At 66.9% G+C, this 16,075-nt stretch carries 14 protein-coding genes; 6 read left to right on the forward strand and 8 right to left on the reverse strand.

Annotated features, from left to right (window positions below):
• Window positions 1-172: 172 nt before the first annotated feature.
• The gene (locus OG802_RS15935; RefSeq protein ID WP_329411187.1) at window positions 173-430 is read left to right on the forward strand and encodes a hypothetical protein; all 258 of its coding nucleotides are present in this window, start codon (window positions 173-175) and stop codon (window positions 428-430) included.
• Here OG802_RS15935 and OG802_RS15940 read toward each other — a convergent pair.
• Window positions 418-1,044 (reverse strand): HAD family hydrolase, encoded by a 627-nt coding sequence (locus OG802_RS15940; RefSeq protein ID WP_329411189.1) that lies wholly within the window; start codon window positions 1,042-1,044, stop codon window positions 418-420. The genes OG802_RS15935 and OG802_RS15940 overlap by 13 nt on opposite strands.
• A 100-nt stretch (window positions 1,045-1,144) precedes the next feature.
• The gene (locus OG802_RS15945; RefSeq protein WP_329411191.1) at window positions 1,145-2,170 is read right to left on the reverse strand and encodes a hypothetical protein; all 1,026 of its coding nucleotides are present in this window, start codon (window positions 2,168-2,170) and stop codon (window positions 1,145-1,147) included.
• A gap of 160 nt (window positions 2,171-2,330) precedes the next feature.
• Here OG802_RS15945 and OG802_RS15950 point away from each other — a divergent pair, with 160 nt between their 5' ends.
• Window positions 2,331-5,093, forward strand: coding sequence for a helicase C-terminal domain-containing protein (locus tag OG802_RS15950; protein WP_329411192.1), 2,763 nt, complete (start codon window positions 2,331-2,333; stop codon window positions 5,091-5,093).
• A gap of 75 nt (window positions 5,094-5,168) precedes the next feature.
• On the opposite strand, the gene OG802_RS15955 is transcribed toward OG802_RS15950, so the two are convergent.
• Both OG802_RS15955 and OG802_RS15960 read right to left on the reverse strand, forming a co-directional pair.
• A complete protein-coding gene (locus OG802_RS15955; protein ID WP_329411193.1) occupies window positions 5,169-5,723 on the reverse strand; it encodes a hypothetical protein in 555 nt (184 codons plus the stop codon).
• A 456-nt stretch (window positions 5,724-6,179) separates the two neighbouring features.
• Window positions 6,180-9,356 carry a metallophosphoesterase gene (locus tag OG802_RS15960; protein WP_329411195.1) on the reverse strand — a complete coding sequence of 1,059 codons (3,177 nt, stop codon included), beginning with the start codon at window positions 9,354-9,356 and terminating at the stop codon, window positions 6,180-6,182.
• A 379-nt stretch (window positions 9,357-9,735) separates the two neighbouring features.
• Here OG802_RS15960 and OG802_RS35955 point away from each other — a divergent pair, with 379 nt between their 5' ends.
• Complete coding sequence (locus OG802_RS35955) at window positions 9,736-10,287, forward strand: SLATT domain-containing protein (RefSeq protein WP_443055253.1); 552 nt, start codon at window positions 9,736-9,738, stop codon at window positions 10,285-10,287.
• 638 nt (window positions 10,288-10,925) lie between these two features.
• Here OG802_RS35955 and OG802_RS15965 read toward each other — a convergent pair.
• The 3 genes from OG802_RS15965 to OG802_RS15975 form a co-directional block, all read right to left on the reverse strand.
• Window positions 10,926-11,222 (reverse strand): hypothetical protein, encoded by a 297-nt coding sequence (locus tag OG802_RS15965; RefSeq protein WP_329411197.1) that lies wholly within the window; start codon window positions 11,220-11,222, stop codon window positions 10,926-10,928.
• A 175-nt stretch (window positions 11,223-11,397) separates the two neighbouring features.
• A complete protein-coding gene (locus OG802_RS15970; RefSeq protein WP_329411199.1) occupies window positions 11,398-11,868 on the reverse strand; it encodes an NUDIX domain-containing protein in 471 nt (156 codons plus the stop codon).
• Window positions 11,869-11,870: 2 nt separating this feature from the next.
• Window positions 11,871-12,614, reverse strand: a complete 744-nt coding sequence (locus OG802_RS15975; protein WP_329411201.1) for a helix-turn-helix domain-containing protein — start codon at window positions 12,612-12,614, stop codon at window positions 11,871-11,873.
• A gap of 119 nt (window positions 12,615-12,733) precedes the next feature.
• On the opposite strand from OG802_RS15975, the gene OG802_RS15980 reads away from it, so the two are divergent.
• The 3 genes from OG802_RS15980 to OG802_RS15990 all read left to right on the forward strand — a co-directional run bounded on the left by OG802_RS15980 (window position 12,734) and on the right by OG802_RS15990 (window position 14,566).
• Window positions 12,734-12,964, forward strand: a complete 231-nt coding sequence (locus OG802_RS15980) for a hypothetical protein (RefSeq protein ID WP_266681896.1) — start codon at window positions 12,734-12,736, stop codon at window positions 12,962-12,964.
• 249 nt (window positions 12,965-13,213) lie between these two features.
• A complete protein-coding gene (locus OG802_RS15985) occupies window positions 13,214-13,657 on the forward strand; it encodes a glycine-rich domain-containing protein (protein WP_329411202.1) in 444 nt (147 codons plus the stop codon).
• Between the two features lie 120 nt (window positions 13,658-13,777).
• Window positions 13,778-14,566 (forward strand): protein kinase, encoded by a 789-nt coding sequence (locus OG802_RS15990; protein ID WP_266681900.1) that lies wholly within the window; start codon window positions 13,778-13,780, stop codon window positions 14,564-14,566.
• 929 nt (window positions 14,567-15,495) lie between these two features.
• Here the strand turns inward: OG802_RS15990 and OG802_RS15995 are convergent.
• Window positions 15,496-15,984: a GntR family transcriptional regulator gene (locus OG802_RS15995; protein WP_329411204.1), complete on the reverse strand. Its 489-nt coding sequence runs from the start codon at window positions 15,982-15,984 to the stop codon at window positions 15,496-15,498.
• Window positions 15,985-16,075 lie beyond the last annotated feature (91 nt).

Below are 16,075 nucleotides of genomic sequence, written 5' to 3' on the forward strand. Positions count from 1 at the left end.
CCTCGTACTCGTAGAAACCTGCATGGAAAACGGCTCCGGAACCGCTGCGGAACGGCTCCGGACAGCACTCGGGCGGGTCGACCATGACCCGCCGGTACCAGGCTAGTGCTCTGCCAGCCGGTGACAAGACGTCCCCCGGCTGTTCCTCAGGGCTGGGAACTACCCTGGTCCGGTGCGTGACAAAACCCAAACGAATTCCGCCGCTCCCGGTGACCGACTGATCCGTGCCGGCGCCGTCGTGTTCTTCGTCGGCGCCGTGGCCACACTGGTCACGGTCGCCCCACTGCTGCTCGGCACGACGCCTTTCCCGACGTTCATGTTCGGGCTGTGCATGCTGATGGGCGTCGGCTTCCTGCTCGCGGCCGCGGGAGTGCTGCGGTCGGCGGCCGCGGGCCGTCGGCAGGCACGGGGCCAGGGTCAGCCGTCGTAGGCCGCGAACCACCGCGCGAACCGGGTCAGGTCGTCGAGGACGACGTCCGCGCCGGCCTCGGCCAGCTCCGCCGCGCTGCACGGGCCCGTGGCGACGGCGACGGAGAACGCCCCGGCGGCACGGGCGCCGCGCACGTCCCCGACGTGATCACCGACGTAGACGGACGCGCCGTGCTCGCGCAGAGCCGTCGCCTTCTGCGTCGCCCACAGGTCGCCGATCACCGCGTCGGGCCGCATGCCCAGGTGCTCCATGTGCAGCTTGGCGTTCGGCTCCCACTTCGCGGTGACGACGATCGCCCGCCCGCCCGCCTCCCGGACCGCCGCGACGGCCTCGCGTGCGCCCGGCATCGCGAGCGTGCCCGCCACGGCGAACTCCGGGTAGATCTCGCGGTAGAGGTCGGTCATCGCCGGTATGTCCCGCGCCGGGAACCAGTGCGCCATCTCCTGCGCGAGCGGCGGCCCCAGCCGCGTCACCACCAGGTCGGCGTCGACGTACGTCCCGGTCCGCGCGGACAGCTCCTGCCAGCAGGCGCGGATGCCGGGGCGGGAGTCGATGAGGGTCATGTCGAGGTCGAAGCCGACGGTGCGCACTGGAGTGACGGTCATGTCCGCCATTGTCACCGGTCGGCGGGCCGCGCCCGGCGCGGGCGGTGACGCGGCCGCGCCCTCGCCGCGGCCCGCGTCCCGGCAGGCATGCGGGGCGGCGTGGGCGGCGTCACCTCTGCCGTTGCGAGCGCCAGACCAGGAACAGGGCCGACGCCACGGCCGCGCCCCGGATGACCCACGGCCAGGTCGCGGCGACCGCGTCGTGCATGTGCCCCTCCGCGATGGGCTCGCCCCAGCGGCCCTCGGAGCGCCCCCACAGCCAGACCAGGCCCGACGTGAGCGCGAGCCCCGGCAGCCACACGACCGCCAGTTTCGTCTCACGGTCGGTCAGCCGGCGCGAGGCGTAGGCGATCAGCCAGCCCAGGAGCAGCGCGAACCAGTTCCCGAGGACGGCGCCGGCGACCAGGCAGCCGGCCGCGACGAGCAGCAGCGGGTTGCTCCAGCGCCGGGCCCGCGCGCCGGGCGTCCCGAGGAAGGGGAGCCGGCGGCGGCGCGGGCGGGCCGCGCTCTCGCCGTCGGCCGTCGCGTCGGCGGCGGCCGACGGGGCCGGTTTCCCGGCTGCCTTCCGCTCGGCGGCCTCCTCCTCCTCCTTCTCCGGGTCGCGGCGCGGCGGGGGTTTGAGCAGGTCCGGGATCTCGACGCCGCCGACGAAGCCGTGCACGTCCTCACCGGGGCCGAAGGGGGTCGGCTCGTGCAGCCACCAGTCGGGCGACTCCCGGCTGTCGCCCAGTTCGTGGGCGGGCGCGCGGTGCGGCGGCGACGGCGCGTCGGAGGGGGCGGCGGGGGGCGGGGCGCCGGTGCGGGGCCGGGGCACGGCGCGCCGGATGCCCTTCGGCGGGCGGGGCGTCTCCTCGCGGTCGCGCTGCACGGGCACGGCCGGGGCCGGCGGCTGGGGCAGGCCCGCGCCGGAGCCGGCCGCGGCGGCGACGATGTCGTCGGGGCTGCCGAGGCGGTCGATGATGCGGCGGACGGCGGCGGGGGAGTCGACGGCGGCCTTGGCGCGACGCCGGTCGATCTCGTCGCGCAGCTCGGAGACGAGCCGCATCCGGGTGGCCGACGACAACTGCCGCTGCTGCGCGATGTCGCCGACGCGGCTCAGATACTCGTAGACGACTTGGTCGCTCTCGATCCCCACGGGTAAGAAGCTACCGCTTCCGTCCGGGCGCGCCGGGCACCCGGCACGGACGGAAGCCGTCGGTGCGCGGTCCGCGGGGGACAGCGGCGGGCCGCGCCGAGGACGGGCGCGGGGCCCGGGGGCGCGGCCCGCGGGGGCGGGTACCGCTACCGTGGGCAAGATGAGCACCGCGGACCAACAGGCCCCCCGGTCCCTCGCGGAAGCGCTCCGCGCCCGGGACGACGCTTCCCTGGCCGCGCTGCTGCGCGCCCGACCCGACCTCGTCACGCCCGTCCCCACGGACCTCACGCAGCTCGCCACCCGGGCCGGCACCCGTGCCTCGGTGGTGCGCGCACTGGAGCGGCTCGACGCGTTCGCGCTGCAGACGGCGGAGGCGCTGGCGGTGGCGGGCGATCCGGCGACCTGGGACGAACTGCTCGGTCTGATGGCGGGCGACGCGCACGACCCGGCCGTCGCCGCCGCGCTCCCGGGCGCCCTGGCCGCGCTGCGCGAACAGGCGCTGGTGTGGGGCGCGGACGACCGGCTGAGGCTGGTGCGGACGGCCCGTGAGCTGCTCGCGCCGTCGGCGCAGCACCCCTCGCCGACGGGGCTCGGGCCGAGCGTGCGCGAGGCGACGGCGGGGATGTCGCCGGGCCGCGTCCAGGAGTTCGTGGTGAACGCCGGGCTGCCGTCCACGCACGATTCGGTGTCCGCGGTGTCGGCGCTCACGTCGCTGTTCTCGCGTCGGCGGAAGATGGCCGCGCTGCTGGCCAAGGCGCCCGCGGGTTCCCTGGACGTGCTGGAGCGGCTGGTGTGGGGGCCGCCGTACGGGCAGGTCACGGCGGAGCCGGCGGCGCATCTGCGGTGGCTGCTGGACCGGGGGATGCTGCTGCCGACGGCGCCGGGGACCGTCGTCCTGCCGCGTGAGGTGGCCCTGCATCTGCGGGCGGGGCGCGCCCACCGGTCGCCGCTGCCGACGCCGCCGGCCGTGCCGCCGCTCGTGACGCACCGCCCCGAGGTGGTGGACGCGACGGCGGCCGGTCAGGCGTACACGGCGTTGACGACGGTCGAGGAGTTGCTGAAGGAGTGGGACGAGGGCGGTCCGGCGGTGCTGCGGGCCGGCGGGCTGAGCGTGCGCGACCTGAAGCGGACGGCCGTCGCGCTGGACGTGTCCGAGCCGGTGGCCGCGTTCTGGGTGGAGCTGGCGTACGCGGCCGGTCTCCTCGCCTCCGACGGTGAGGCGGACGAGCGGTACGCGGCGACGCCGGAGTACGACGACTGGCTGGAGCGGCCGCCCGCCGAGCGGTGGGCGCGGCTGGCGGAGGCCTGGCTGACGGCGACCCGGACGTCCGGGGTGGTCGGCGGCCGGGACCTGAAGGAGCGGGCGCTGGCGGCGCTGGGCCCCGGCCTGGACCGGTCGGCCGCGCCGGAGGTGCGGCGGCGGGTGCTGACGTTGCTGGCCGGGCTGCCGGAGGGCGCGGTGCCGGACGCGGAGGCGGTGCTGGCCCGCCTGCGCTGGGAGCGCCCGCTGCGCGGGCCACGGCCCCAGGGCGGGGCGGGTCCGCAGGGCGGTGCGGGGCCGCAGGGCCGGCAGAGCGCGCAGAACCAGCAGAACCAGCAGGGCGCCGCGGCCTCGCAGGGTTCCCAGGCCACCCAGTCCGCCCAGTCCGCCCTTGGCTCGCACGGCGTGCACGGTGGGCAGGGCTCGTACGGCTCGTACGGCTCGCACGGCTTTCAGGAGGACGAGGATCTGCGCTCCCGGATCGCCCGCTGGACGCTGACCGAGGCCGAACTGCTGGGCGTGACGGGCCGGGGCGCGCTGTCGGCGCACGGCCGGGCCCTGCTGGGGGCGGGCGCGGCGCCGGTCGCGCGACCGGTCGCGGCCGGGGCGGTTCCGGCCGGGCCGGGTGACAAGCTGCCGGCCCACCACCGTGCCGCCGCCCCCTCCGGCGCGGCCTCCGTGCCGGGCGCGGCCTCCGTGCCGGGACCGGAGCAGGCCGTGGCCACCGCGGCGGCCGCCCGGCTGCTGGCCCCGCTGCTGCCCGAGCCGCTCGACCACGTGCTGCTCCAGGCGGACCTGACGGCGGTCGCGCCCGGTCCGCTGCGGCGTCCGCTGGCCGACGTGCTGAACGTCCTGGCGGACGTCGAGTCCAAGGGCGGCGCGACCGTCTACCGCTTCACGCCCGGCTCGGTGCGCCGGGCGCTGGACGCCGGACGCAGCGCCTCCGACCTGCACGCCTTCCTCGCCGAGCACTCCCGTACGCCGGTGCCGCAGCCCTTGGCGTACCTGATCGACGACGTGGCGCGCCGGCACGGTCATCTGCGCGTGGGGGCGGCCTCGGCGTATGTGCGCTGCGACGACGAGTCGATGCTGAACGAGATCCTCGCCGACAAGCGGGCCGTCGCCCTGCGGCTGCGCCGCCTGGCCCCGACGGTGCTCGCCGCCCAGGTGGACCCGGCGGCCCTCCTGGACGGGCTGCGCGCGATGGGGTTCGCGCCGGCGGCGGAGTCCGCCGAGGGCGACGTCCTGATCACCCGTGCGCACGCCCGTCGCACCCCGCCCCGCACGGCCCCCGAGCCGGTGCCGGACGGCCCGCCGGTGCCCGACGGCACCCTGTTGACGGCGGCGATCCGCGCGATCCGGGCCGGTGATCTGGCGGCGACGGCACCGCGCAAGCCGGCCGAGGACGCCGCTCCGCTCGGCCCCGGTCAGCTCCCCCGGACCAGCTCCGCCGAGACCCTCGCCACCATGCAGGCGGCCGTCCTGACCGGGGAGGCGCTGTGGATCGGCTACGTCAACGCGGAGGGGGCGGCGAGCCAGCGGGTCATCGCGCCGGTCCGGGTGGAGGGCGGCTTCGTGACGGCGTACGACCACACCGCGGACGAGGTGCGCACGTATCCGCTGCACCGGATCACGGGCGTGGCGGAACTGGCCGACGACTGACGGGCCACGGGCCACGGGCCACGGGTGACGGCCGACGGCCGACGGCGACCGCCGCCGCGGCCGCCCCGCCCGCCCTCAGCACTCCCCCACCGAGGCGTCCGCGGGGAGGCCGAAGTGGGTGCGGGCCTCGGTCTCCAGTTCGGCGGGGGACATCGGGTCCCGCGGGGCGGACCGGGTGAAGAGGCCGAAGCGGGACGCGCTCCAGCGCCCGCCGTCCGCGCCCTGCGGCGGCTCCTCCCGGCCGACGACGCGGAAGCCGCCGTCGGCCGAGTCGTCCCGTCGCAGCCGCACGACCTGCGGGCGCCGGCCGGCGGAGCACTCCACGAGGGCGTCGTCGCGCAGGCCGTACCGCACGCACAGCGCGTCGACGCCGGCCCGTATCTCGCCGCCGTGCTCCTCCAGTGCGAGCGCCCGCGCACGGCAGAACCAGCGGGCGTCGCGGACGGACGCGCCGCCGGCCGGGCCGCCGCTCCCCGGCTCCGCGGCGAGGCGGGCCTCGATCACCGGCCGCACCTCGGCCCACAGGGCCTCGTCGACGTGGGCCGGCCACATCACCCACGTGCCCGTGGCCGCCAGGACGGCCGCTGCTCCGACGCCGACCGCGCCCCTGCGGAACGACAGGACCGACATACCGTGAACTCCTCACCGCGTCGCGCCCGTCGCGCTGCTCTCCCGGTCAGACACCCGGAGGGGGCGCGGGGTTGCCCGCCGCCGACGGGCTCCGCGGGACTGCGCGGCGGGCCGCGGGCCGCCGTCCGGGCACGTCGTACGGCACACTGGAGGTTTGGCCCGTGCGGAAGGGCCGCGCGAAGGGATGGCGTACGTGAACGGACCGCTGATCGTCCATACGATCAAGGGCGATGCACACACTAACGGATAGATCCGAGCTGTGGAGTGGCTTGCCTGATCAGTGCGGCCCGCTCCGCTCACCGCGCGCGGCCCGGCCCCCGGCCGGGCCTGCGCTCCTGTCTCCGCCCCGCTCCAGCCCGGCCGGCGCCCGGGCCGCCACCTGCAGGAGCGCTCATACATGGCATCAGACCTCTAGAACTCACGTGATCGAAGTGCTCTACTTCTAATTTCCCCACGTCAGCCCAGCAGTTCACCGGAATCTTGCCCGGTGGGTCGAGGGTTCAGCATCCGCCGTTGCCGTTGATCACGAAGCTCCCGGCCGATTCGCGCCCTGACCTCTTCGCGCACAGCGTTGTTCGGAAAGGATCGCATGGTGACTAGGCAGGAGGAAATCAAGCCCTCCAGGTCTCGTTGACGACCAGGCTGGGTTGAGGGATCCATGTAAGCAGACGTGGCAAAAAATCGGATTGACTCTTGCACCGATTTCCTCTCGCCGTGCATTCGCAGAACCATCTTTGCATACTCAACCCACTCGGAATGGCCAATCTGCTGAGCCAGCATAACTCCCATGAGCGCCCGCCCGGGGTCAGCGATAAAGGACTCGGACTTCATGGCTTCTGAGACGCTCTGCGAGAGCCTAGAGTTTGCCATTGAATCAGCAATGCCAGCCCACATCGCCAGAATCGGCGTCAACACCATAATGCGCTCAACGACTTCGCCAACGTCTGCGTCAGAAGCAGTCGAAGCACGCACGACACTCTCGACTACTTCCGAGGAAGCAAAAAACTCCTCTATGCTTCCGGAAATTATAGCGGCAAAATTCGCCCTACCCTCTAGAGCATCCTGGAGAACATTGTTCTTGAGCGGGATATCCTGCACGAGTTCACTGTTCCGCAGAACAGAAGACATAAGTTCTAGAGATTCCACAAAGTCAAGGAATTTATCCCTTTGTCGAATTATGTCCTCATCTTCATCCTCGACAGCAAAGAGCGCATCCATTTGGTCGAGCATATCCTCGAATTCACGCCGAGATTCCTCGGGTTCCGCCTCTGGGGTAGTCGTTTCTGAGGGGAGAACCTTTCTCAAGAGTGCGGCGGTGTCGTCGTCACCACCCCAGCCCTCCTTCAGCGCTGTTCTTGCGAATAGGTCGGCGCCTTCAAGACCCAAGTCTTCCCGACATTTTTTGTAAAGGAGCCACACATGACGCAGTAGTTCTCTGTCGCTTCTTCTAAGAGCCGCGACGTGACGAATTATGGGGGCAAACGAGAGTGCGTCGGAAAGCACAAACTCTCGAAGTTCTGCCGAATCTTGGACCCCTTGCGCGGCCAAGAGATACATAAACATATGGTGTCGAAAAGATACCACCTGGTTGCGCTCCACGAGGACGCGTCGCGCTACGAGAGATTTAATCACCTCACCTGGAGGTTCGGACCATCCGACCGCCTGAAAGTAGTCAAGGAGGAAGCGCTCTACTTCTACTCGAGGCAAACGCCGAATATTATCTCTGATAAATTTCTCAGCCAACGAGGAAAGGATGTGTTGCCGTTGCCGGTAATCAAGCGAGTGATCGCGTTCTTCGGCCTCCTCTCCGCGTCCCAAAAGCATTCCAAGATAAGATTCCAGAACGGCTGTATCATTTTCCCCATGCGAGAGGGAACTGCCTGCTGCGACGATAGATACAAGAGCAGAAATAATCGCGGGAGTGCGAGGCAGGCGTTCGCGCTTCAGTAGCGCCAAAACTGCCGTCACAACTTCGTCTTCGCGGTCTGCACCCGTCAACGCTACAAGGCTCCTGATCTCTCTCCGCCCAAAAGAACCCAAGTAGCGCGTAAACGGGGCAATACCCTCGTTATGCAGCATTTCCGTGATGTGGGTCTCGTCATCCCGGCCGCACCCAATAACGAAAGTGTGGTCTGGCTGCGTTCGGATAAATTCTGCAACGCGTTGCATCTTCCGCGTACGCGCGATATCGGTGACGTCAACAGCAATAGCCAGCTTCGGAAGGGCATCTTTAGGTCCAGCGGGTATTCCGGCAAGAGCCAGCTCTTTGCGTAGCGCGTTGGTTACAGGATCCTTGCCGGGACCCAAATCATCCCGATCGATGCAAACTGGTGCCAATGTAGGATCAAGCACATACGCCTGGTACGTAAGCCATTGGAGCGCACTCGTGAGTCCGCTTGAGGCTTCGCCCACCAGGATGAAGAGTCTTTCGGTTCCGAGATGCTCCCGGATGTCGTCCCGCTCAATCGCGGTTCCACCATCTTCCGGGTCATTAGCTGAGAGGTACTGCTCCAGTGGCAAAGGAAGGAGAGCCGGAGGCACTAGAACATCGTTGATGTCAGCATCTACTGGAAGGTCAACGGTGAGGATGCTGCGTTCTTTGACAGCATCCAGCAGCACCGATGCGGCCAAATCCGGGGCTTTGGTGGTGATTGCCTCCGCACCATTCGATTCTCGCGGCGCCTCAAAACTGAAATCAATTACACCGCCCGGGGCAATATTCACTGCCATGTCGAAGTCGTCGCGCATGTCAAAGTAGGTGCGCATGCTCACGCGTCCGCCAGACAGATCTGGCGCAACATCGATTATCGAATACGAATTCATGTATTCGCGCGAGTTATAAAGCGATCCTGCCGCGCTGTGAACTATTCCGCCAAATGAACCTTGTATTGCGCGAGGTTCATTAACATGGGTATGGCCGGTGCATAGGATCCCAAATCCCCGATTGAGTTCCCTTTTAGCATCACCCTGATCGAACTCTGCTAGCCAATTAATAGGATGGTGCATGACGGCGATACGGATATCTGCAGAGGCTGCTGCGTCTGCTGCCATAGAAAGTTGTCGATCGCCCACAATCAAGTGCGCTCGATCTGCGTCATCGCCAGCACCCGTCGCTCGCCATGCCGAATTCAGCGTTACTACTGAAACAGACTTGCCTTGAACCGTAAAACGATGAATTGCTGCCAGCTTAGAAATGCTCTCTACGGAGGTGCCTGCGTAGTATTCCTGATGGAATCTACTCCACGGAGACATTCTATCGATCGCCCGCTCAAGCTGAATATCATTGTCTAGTATCTTGTTGACTGAACTCCGATCAATAAGACGTGTTCGCATTCCTTCTTCTGCATACTCGTCGATACGAGAGATATCGACATCATGGTTACCGGGAGCGAGGATCATACGAGTTCGGTCGAGTTTGAGCATTTCCTGTATGGGGTCAAGCAAGTGACTCTGCGCAAAATTGAATTGGTCTGGCTGCGCGCTGAAAGCAATGTCTCCGCTGAGGATAACGGCGTCAATGTTCGCGGACGCATGCTGCTCCTGAAGGTCACGCAAAAATGCGCTCACGATCTTCTGCTGGTCCATCTGCCAGGCAGAACGAATGTGGAGATCGCTGATGTGGAGTATGCGCATACCCTCATCCCAATTCTTTTAAATGGCATAGTAATTCAGGTGAGTAGCCCTCGCGGCAATTCTACGCTCGATCCGGTTGGTGCGAGGTGGGTACCGGAAAATTCTTGAACTACTCTCTCGCCGGCCGTAACGCTCTAGCTGCCATAGAGCACAAGGCCGCATGCTCGGCATAGCCGATTATTCTATCACATAATTGGACTTATCGCCTTTTGATGTTGCCTTACCCTCCCTGCCACAAAGCCGCGGTCGAGCTACGATGGACTTCTGCAGGGGAAGCTATTACAAGCTAAATCTCAGGAGGTTGACAGTGTGGTCGCGGCGAATCCCTGACATTAGCTGCTCGAAAATTATCAGCCTTCCGCCGCCCTTGAACTCGCGAATGGCAATAGTGCAAGAAACTTTTACGGTTGTTGAAAGTTACTTGATTGATACCTCTAGATGGTATCTGGAAAGGCGCATTTCACCCTCTCGCAAATCCAAATTCTTGCGGGCCCTAGGGGCGATTTCTATAATCGTTGGAGCAGTATTGCCTTTGTTGCACTCGGTAGCTCCGGATTCTGTCGAAGCGCAATGGGGGTTTGTTTTCTTGGCGCTCGGTGGAGGAGCAGTTCTATTCGACCGACTTTTCGGTTACTCGGCCTCTTGGACCCGGTACGTGAAGGCTGGAATTTTCTTGCAGAACGCTTTGGCCGATGCGCAAATACAATTTACAAAGATCTATGTTTCCATGGATCCGGAATCCCCTACAGATCAAGACATAGAATCTCTGCTCCTGGTGATTTCTACGCTTCGAAGACTGGCTAGCAAAGTCGTTGAAGATGAGACCCAATCATGGACTGGCTACATCTCGGAAAGTGTAGAAGAGCTTACGCGATCCACGAATAAGGGATCTTCCATCGCCTTGCATTCCAATAACGATAGGAGAATTTAGGCGACTCCGTCGCTCTGTCGCGCAGTCGATAGCGATCCGTCGGGACCCCGCGTCCAGTGCCACGATGCCTCCCCCCACAGTGACAATGCTAGCGTGCCCAGCCCCGCAGCCTGTCGCAGCTTCCGTCCCATTCCGCGCAGTTCAGAACAAACAGATGAGTCCGCAGCGTAGCCGGACTTGCAACCGGCCGCCTAGTAACACACATGAATGGCCCCGTCTGTGACCCGCAGGGTCACTCATTCACATTCTTTTCCCTAGTCCCCAGTGGGTCACCACGAGCTGTATTCGATTTCCGTCCCTTGCAAAGCAGAGGTCATCACCCAAGGTCTCACTGCCGCGCTTCTACCGGCGCGGCTCGGACTGGATGACGGCATGGCAGCGTGGCCAAGGCCCGTGGGGCCACAGCGAGACACACGCGCACCTCGTCGGCCGGCGCACCCGCCGTCGTGGCTGGCTGTCGTCGGCTGAGGTTCGTGCCACTGACGTGCCAGATGCAGCGGTCAGCCACGGTCAACGAGGTTGTCTAGCAGTGGAGTTGCTTGGTAGCTCACCCGGCATCGAAGCCCCAGGTCACCAGCCCGACGTCCCAGCGTCTCTCCTAAAGTGGTTGTCCAGTCCGCTCACCGAGTCCACACGCGCTAGAACTCTTCGGCCGGGATGGCCTCCAGCGGATCCTGTCCAGGATCGGTTGCTTGGTCTGTCAGGCCGCCGTGCTCGTCCTCCAGGTGCTCCCAGCTGTATCGGTGGAGTTGGCCGGCCGCGGTCAGCTCGGCCTGCTTAATGACGATCAACTTGCCGCGAGCGGGTACGGCCTCGATGTACCAGAGGTCGCCTTCTTCGTCAGCGTGGCGGAAGTGGTGCCGCTGAGTGGCGCACTCGTCGAGTGCTCGGTAGTACGCCGTGATCTCTGCCGCGATGCGCTCCAGGTCGTCCACGGAACCATCGTGCCAACGACCGCAGGTAGTTGGGACGCTCTGACATCCACAAGTGACATCAACGGCGTCGGACGCCAGCACTCCCAGACAGCCTGGCATGGCCAGCGTGGCCGTGTCGTTCCCTAGTGGTGCCGAGGAGCGATCGAACTCCTAAAGCGGGCGTTGCAGGTCTCGATCAGCCGAGGTAGGGCTGCTCACGGTGCTCCAGGAAGTGACGGATCCGGAGCCGCTGCGTGTGGTGCATCGGCAGTTGTGCAACTTCCGCCGGCTGCACGAACCGCAGCTCGGTGGACTCGTCCGAGATCTCGAGTTGGCCGCTGACCACACGGGCGGTGAAGCAGACGTTGAACTGCCTGCGCACCTCACCGTCCGAGTAGGCGATGATGTGGCGCGGGTCGGTGTACGTCCCCACGAGCCCGGTGATCTCCACGTCCAGGCCCGTTTCCTCCTTCACCTCGCGGACGGCGGTTCCTGGCAGGGAGTCGGTCATCTCCATGCCGCCGCCGGGCAGCGCCCAGAGATCGTTGTCCCGCCGGCGCTGTAGGAGGATGCGTCCCTCGTCGTCGGTGACCACTGCGGACGCGGCGACGACCAGGCTGTTGGGCTTGGGGGCGTCTGGGTCGTCGTAGTACTCGGTGCGTGCCATGATCACTTCTCTCGTGCGGGTGTCGCGGTTGCCCACACCGCGTCGAAGCTGTCTGCGTAGGTGTCGAACGTGCCGCCTTCCCCGTTTCGGCGCAGGTGCCACACGGGGGCCTTGTAGGCGTTCACGCCCCAGACGTGGGCGTTGACCAGTGCCTGATCATCGGCGCGGTAGATCGAGTTGTAGAGCGTCGTGGCGTGAGTCCGTACCTTGATGCCCGGTACCCCGATGAGGGGGCGGTAGTGCATGAGCGCGAGACGGCAACGGGACTGGATGCCGTGGCCGAACTTTTCCTCGTCTCCACGCTGTTGCACGTTGGGGCTGTCCGCGTCGCCAACGGCGATACGGACCACGCAGCCCTCGGCCGCTCGCTCCTTCAGAAGCTCGTTGAGCCTCGGGTACGCCTCGTGCAGGAAGACGGCCGCGTACACCAACACGTCGATCTGCTCGCGTGCCTGGGTCAGCATGTCCACGAAGGCGGAGACGGGGATGTCCGCCCGCTGGTCGTAGAGGGCCACGAGTTCCGGACTGACGGCACGGGCGGGGCGTGCCTGCCTGAGCGATGGCCATAGAGCGTGCACGTCTTCTCCTAGCGTCTCTGCTGCCAACATGGCCGTGGCACGACGTGGCGTACGCCCCAGGTTGACCCATCGTTCGACGGACTTGGGATCGACTTCGACCTTGTCCGCGAGGGCGTTGTACGTCCAGCCGCCGGCCGCCATGGCCGCACGTAATCTCTCGTTTGCCATTTCAATCTCTCCTACCAACCGGGGACGGCACTAGGGACGTTCTACCCGACGCGGGACGTCCCGAAGTGGTGTTTGTCGGTGGTTCCGACGTCCTGCCGGTCGGCAGGAAGCTCGTCGGCATGGCGAGCAAACAGCAGACCAGGCCAGGCATCGGCGAACTGGCGAAGGACAGTGCCAGCGGACGCATCGGCGTCGTCATGGGAGACGTCGGTGGCCGCGTGCAGATGCGGCCCGTCCGGGGCGGCAGGGAGTGGGATGCCATGCCGGGCAGCGTCGTCGCCCTCAGCGCTCGGGAAGAGCTGAGCGCACGTCTGGCCGCGAGGAACGGCAACAGTCGGGTCGGGCTGTGATGCGCGCCGTCGGTCGCTACGCCGGGGTCCTGTTCATCATCTGCATCAGCGGTTCGTGCGGCTTGGTGATCGGCATGGCCCTCGGCACCGGCCAGTACTAGACCGGCCGCCCCGAGCGGGTGCCACATACGGCTCCCCGTCCCCGTTCGGGGCGGCCTCCATTCCGCTGTCGATCACCTTCGAGTCGAGCTCGGCGATCGAGGCGGCCCAGGCAAGTGCCCTGCACCACTTCACATGAGGAGACGGCACATGACAGCAACGGCGAACGTGCAGAAGACCGGCCGCGCGGTCGCGGGTGAGGAGCTGTTCGAGAGCCTCGCCCACTTCGTGATCACCCACGACGGCGAGTCGGCCGAGCGCGCCGAGCGCATCGCCGACCAGGCAGTGGCCTTCGTGGTCACGGCGGCCACCGCGACCGTTCCCATGGTCCCGTCGGACGACGTGGACCTCGGCCTCCACGCGCTCATCCTGCACACCAAGGAGTACGCCCAGCTGTGCGAGCGGCACGCGGGCCGCTTCCTCCACCACAACCCGAAGCCGGGTGGCGGGGCCCGCGACCCGGAGAAGGTCGCAGCCTCGGCCCGTGCCATGAAGGCCGCCGGGTTCGCGGTCTTCGACGACCTGTGGACCGTCGACGGCACGAACCTCGCACAGTGCGACTCGGACTGCGGCCGTCCCTACGGTCAGAACTAGGACCTGACATCAGGGACGCGGCCGGCCCGGACTCGGGGTCGGCCGCGTTCGTCCGGAAGGAGAACAACGACGTTGGCCTGCTCGATCCATGAAGTACCGACGGCTGTGCTCGACGCGCTCATGCCGAACGCGCGACGCCTGGTCGTCAACCGGCGCGGCTCCACCGTGTGGGAGGTGTTCGGCCCTCGGGGTCACTACGCCGTGAAGGTCGGCTATCCGATCGAGGCCACGGCCGACTGGCCCGCGCAGCCCTGGACCGCCCTCGCGCCGGCACGCGAGGGCGCCGTGCTCCATCGCCTCGGCTTCGACGAGATCGCCTACGGCGAGTGGGAACACGGCACCTGGAACTTCCAGCCCTGGCATGAAGGACCGGACCTCTACCGGCTGTGGGAGCCCTGCCGAGAACCGGACCCCGTGATCGCACCCCACACCGGTGTCGCCCTGGGATGCGTCGAAGCCCTCGCCGAACTTCACGGCAGGGGCTGGGCTCACGGAGACGTGCAGCCCGCCCACTTCATCATCGGAGTGGAACGAACGCACCTCATCGACCTTGCCCTCGCCCATGGCGGACACGTGCCCCAGGGGTACGACTTCCCGTTCCGCGGTTGCCTCGTCCACTACGAAGCACCGGAGATCGCCCGCAGCGTGCTCGCCACCGGAGAGGCTGAGCCGACGCAGGCTGCCGACGTCTACGCCCTCGGCGCTTCCCTGCTCATCTCCGCCACTGGTTGGCGCGCTGTCGAATACCCGGACGACGCCCCCCGCGCCGTCCAGAGAGAAGCGGTGGCGAACGGCCGGCGTCGTCCCGTGAAGGCGCTGGGTGACCTGGGCGACCTGATCGACGCGATGCTCAGTCATGCCCCCGAGGACCGGCCGACGATCTACGAGGTGGGCAAAGCCTTGAGCTGATCTCGGAGCCGGCTCGCCCCGCGGTTGCGCATGCGGCGGCGGCCGAAAAGCAAAAGACCGGACCACCCCTCAGCCTGGACAGCATTCCGGGTGGTCCGGTCGTGGAAGCCCTGATCAGGACCCCGGTGCCGATGGTACCGGGGTGGTCGGCGTGCTCGAACACGGGTGCGGCTACAACCCAGCCTGCTCGCCTACTGAGTTGGAGTGAGACGCGAATGAAGTTCGTCAGATGAGACCCAGTTCTGACCGCCGCCACGGAAAGTCAGCCACGGCGGCGGGTTCGCCGAACGAGCACCTGTCACGTGTGCCTCCAGGAACCCCGGCCGGATCTCAGCCACGCTGCCTCGATGCGTCACGATCCGCAGTCCCACCTGCTGAAGCGTTGTGGACGAACGGACAGGGCCTGGCTCGCCTCCGGGCTTCCCCGGAAGGGACGGTGGCCGTGCGCTCTGCCGCCGCTCTGTCTTCAGCTTGGTCCTGGCGCTCGGGCTCGTCGGGTTGCTTCCTGCTCTGGCTGTCCGTCTCGGCGATGTTGCGCGCTGAGTGGCCGGGGGCCGGCGCAGCGGTGGCGGAGACAGGGAGCGGCGGCGGCCCCCGGCCGCCAGCGCGCGCGGACCGCCGTAGGCGGGCCGCCTTGATCCAGTAAAGAAACTCTGAACAGCGCCGCAGCCCGGCAGTCGATCAACCTGGGAGAACAACGGGTGGCAGGGCAAGTCCTGACGGTTCGGGCAACTGCGGCACGAGACGACGGCGCGGCTGCAAGTGGGGAGCAATGACCGAGCGCATACCGGACAACGAGATGGGGTCGACCAGCATTCACGTCGGGGACAGGGATCAGGTACTCGTGCTGATCAGTGAGATGCGTGCCATGGTCGTTCGCCTCAGTGGAGAGACGAGAGAGTTGCGAGAGGAAGTCGCCCAACTCAGGGCTACGACTTCGAGTGCCCTGCTGCCTTCAGCTCCTCGACCTCGCGACGCAGCTCCTGATGATCGGCGCTGAGCACACGGATCTCGTCACGTAGTGCGGTGAGTACTTCGGCGAGGGTGGTCCCGACGCCTTCGGCAGCTTCGGAGTCGTCGGGTTCCTCTCCCTGCCCCGCCCGGCCGGGGCTCTCACCCTTGTTCGCCAAGTACCAGGCTGGAGCGGTGTAGTTCCCTGAGAGCTCCCCGCCGGCGGAGTGGTCCGCGACGAAGCTGCCCCGCCCATGGATCGTGTAGATCAAGCCCTCATCGCGCAGCACATTGAGTGCGGACCTCGCGGTCATGTTGGCCACGCCGAAGCGTTCTTGCAGCTCGCGAATGGACGGCATCTGCTCGCCCGGCTTGATCCGCCCCTGCAAGATGTCGCGCCGAAGCTCGTCGGCAGCGTGCTGATACGGCGGCCGACGGTCCTGCTTGCTCTCTGGCGCGGGGCTCATGGCCCAAGAGTAGCGATTCCTAGCACCCCTAGCACACCCCACTGACATAGGTGGCCTATGTCAGCTGATACCTAGCTCACCCGATTCACTT

Source organism: Streptomyces sp. NBC_00704 (genome assembly GCF_036226605.1).
Taxonomy (GTDB): Bacteria; Actinomycetota; Actinomycetes; order Streptomycetales; family Streptomycetaceae; genus Streptomyces.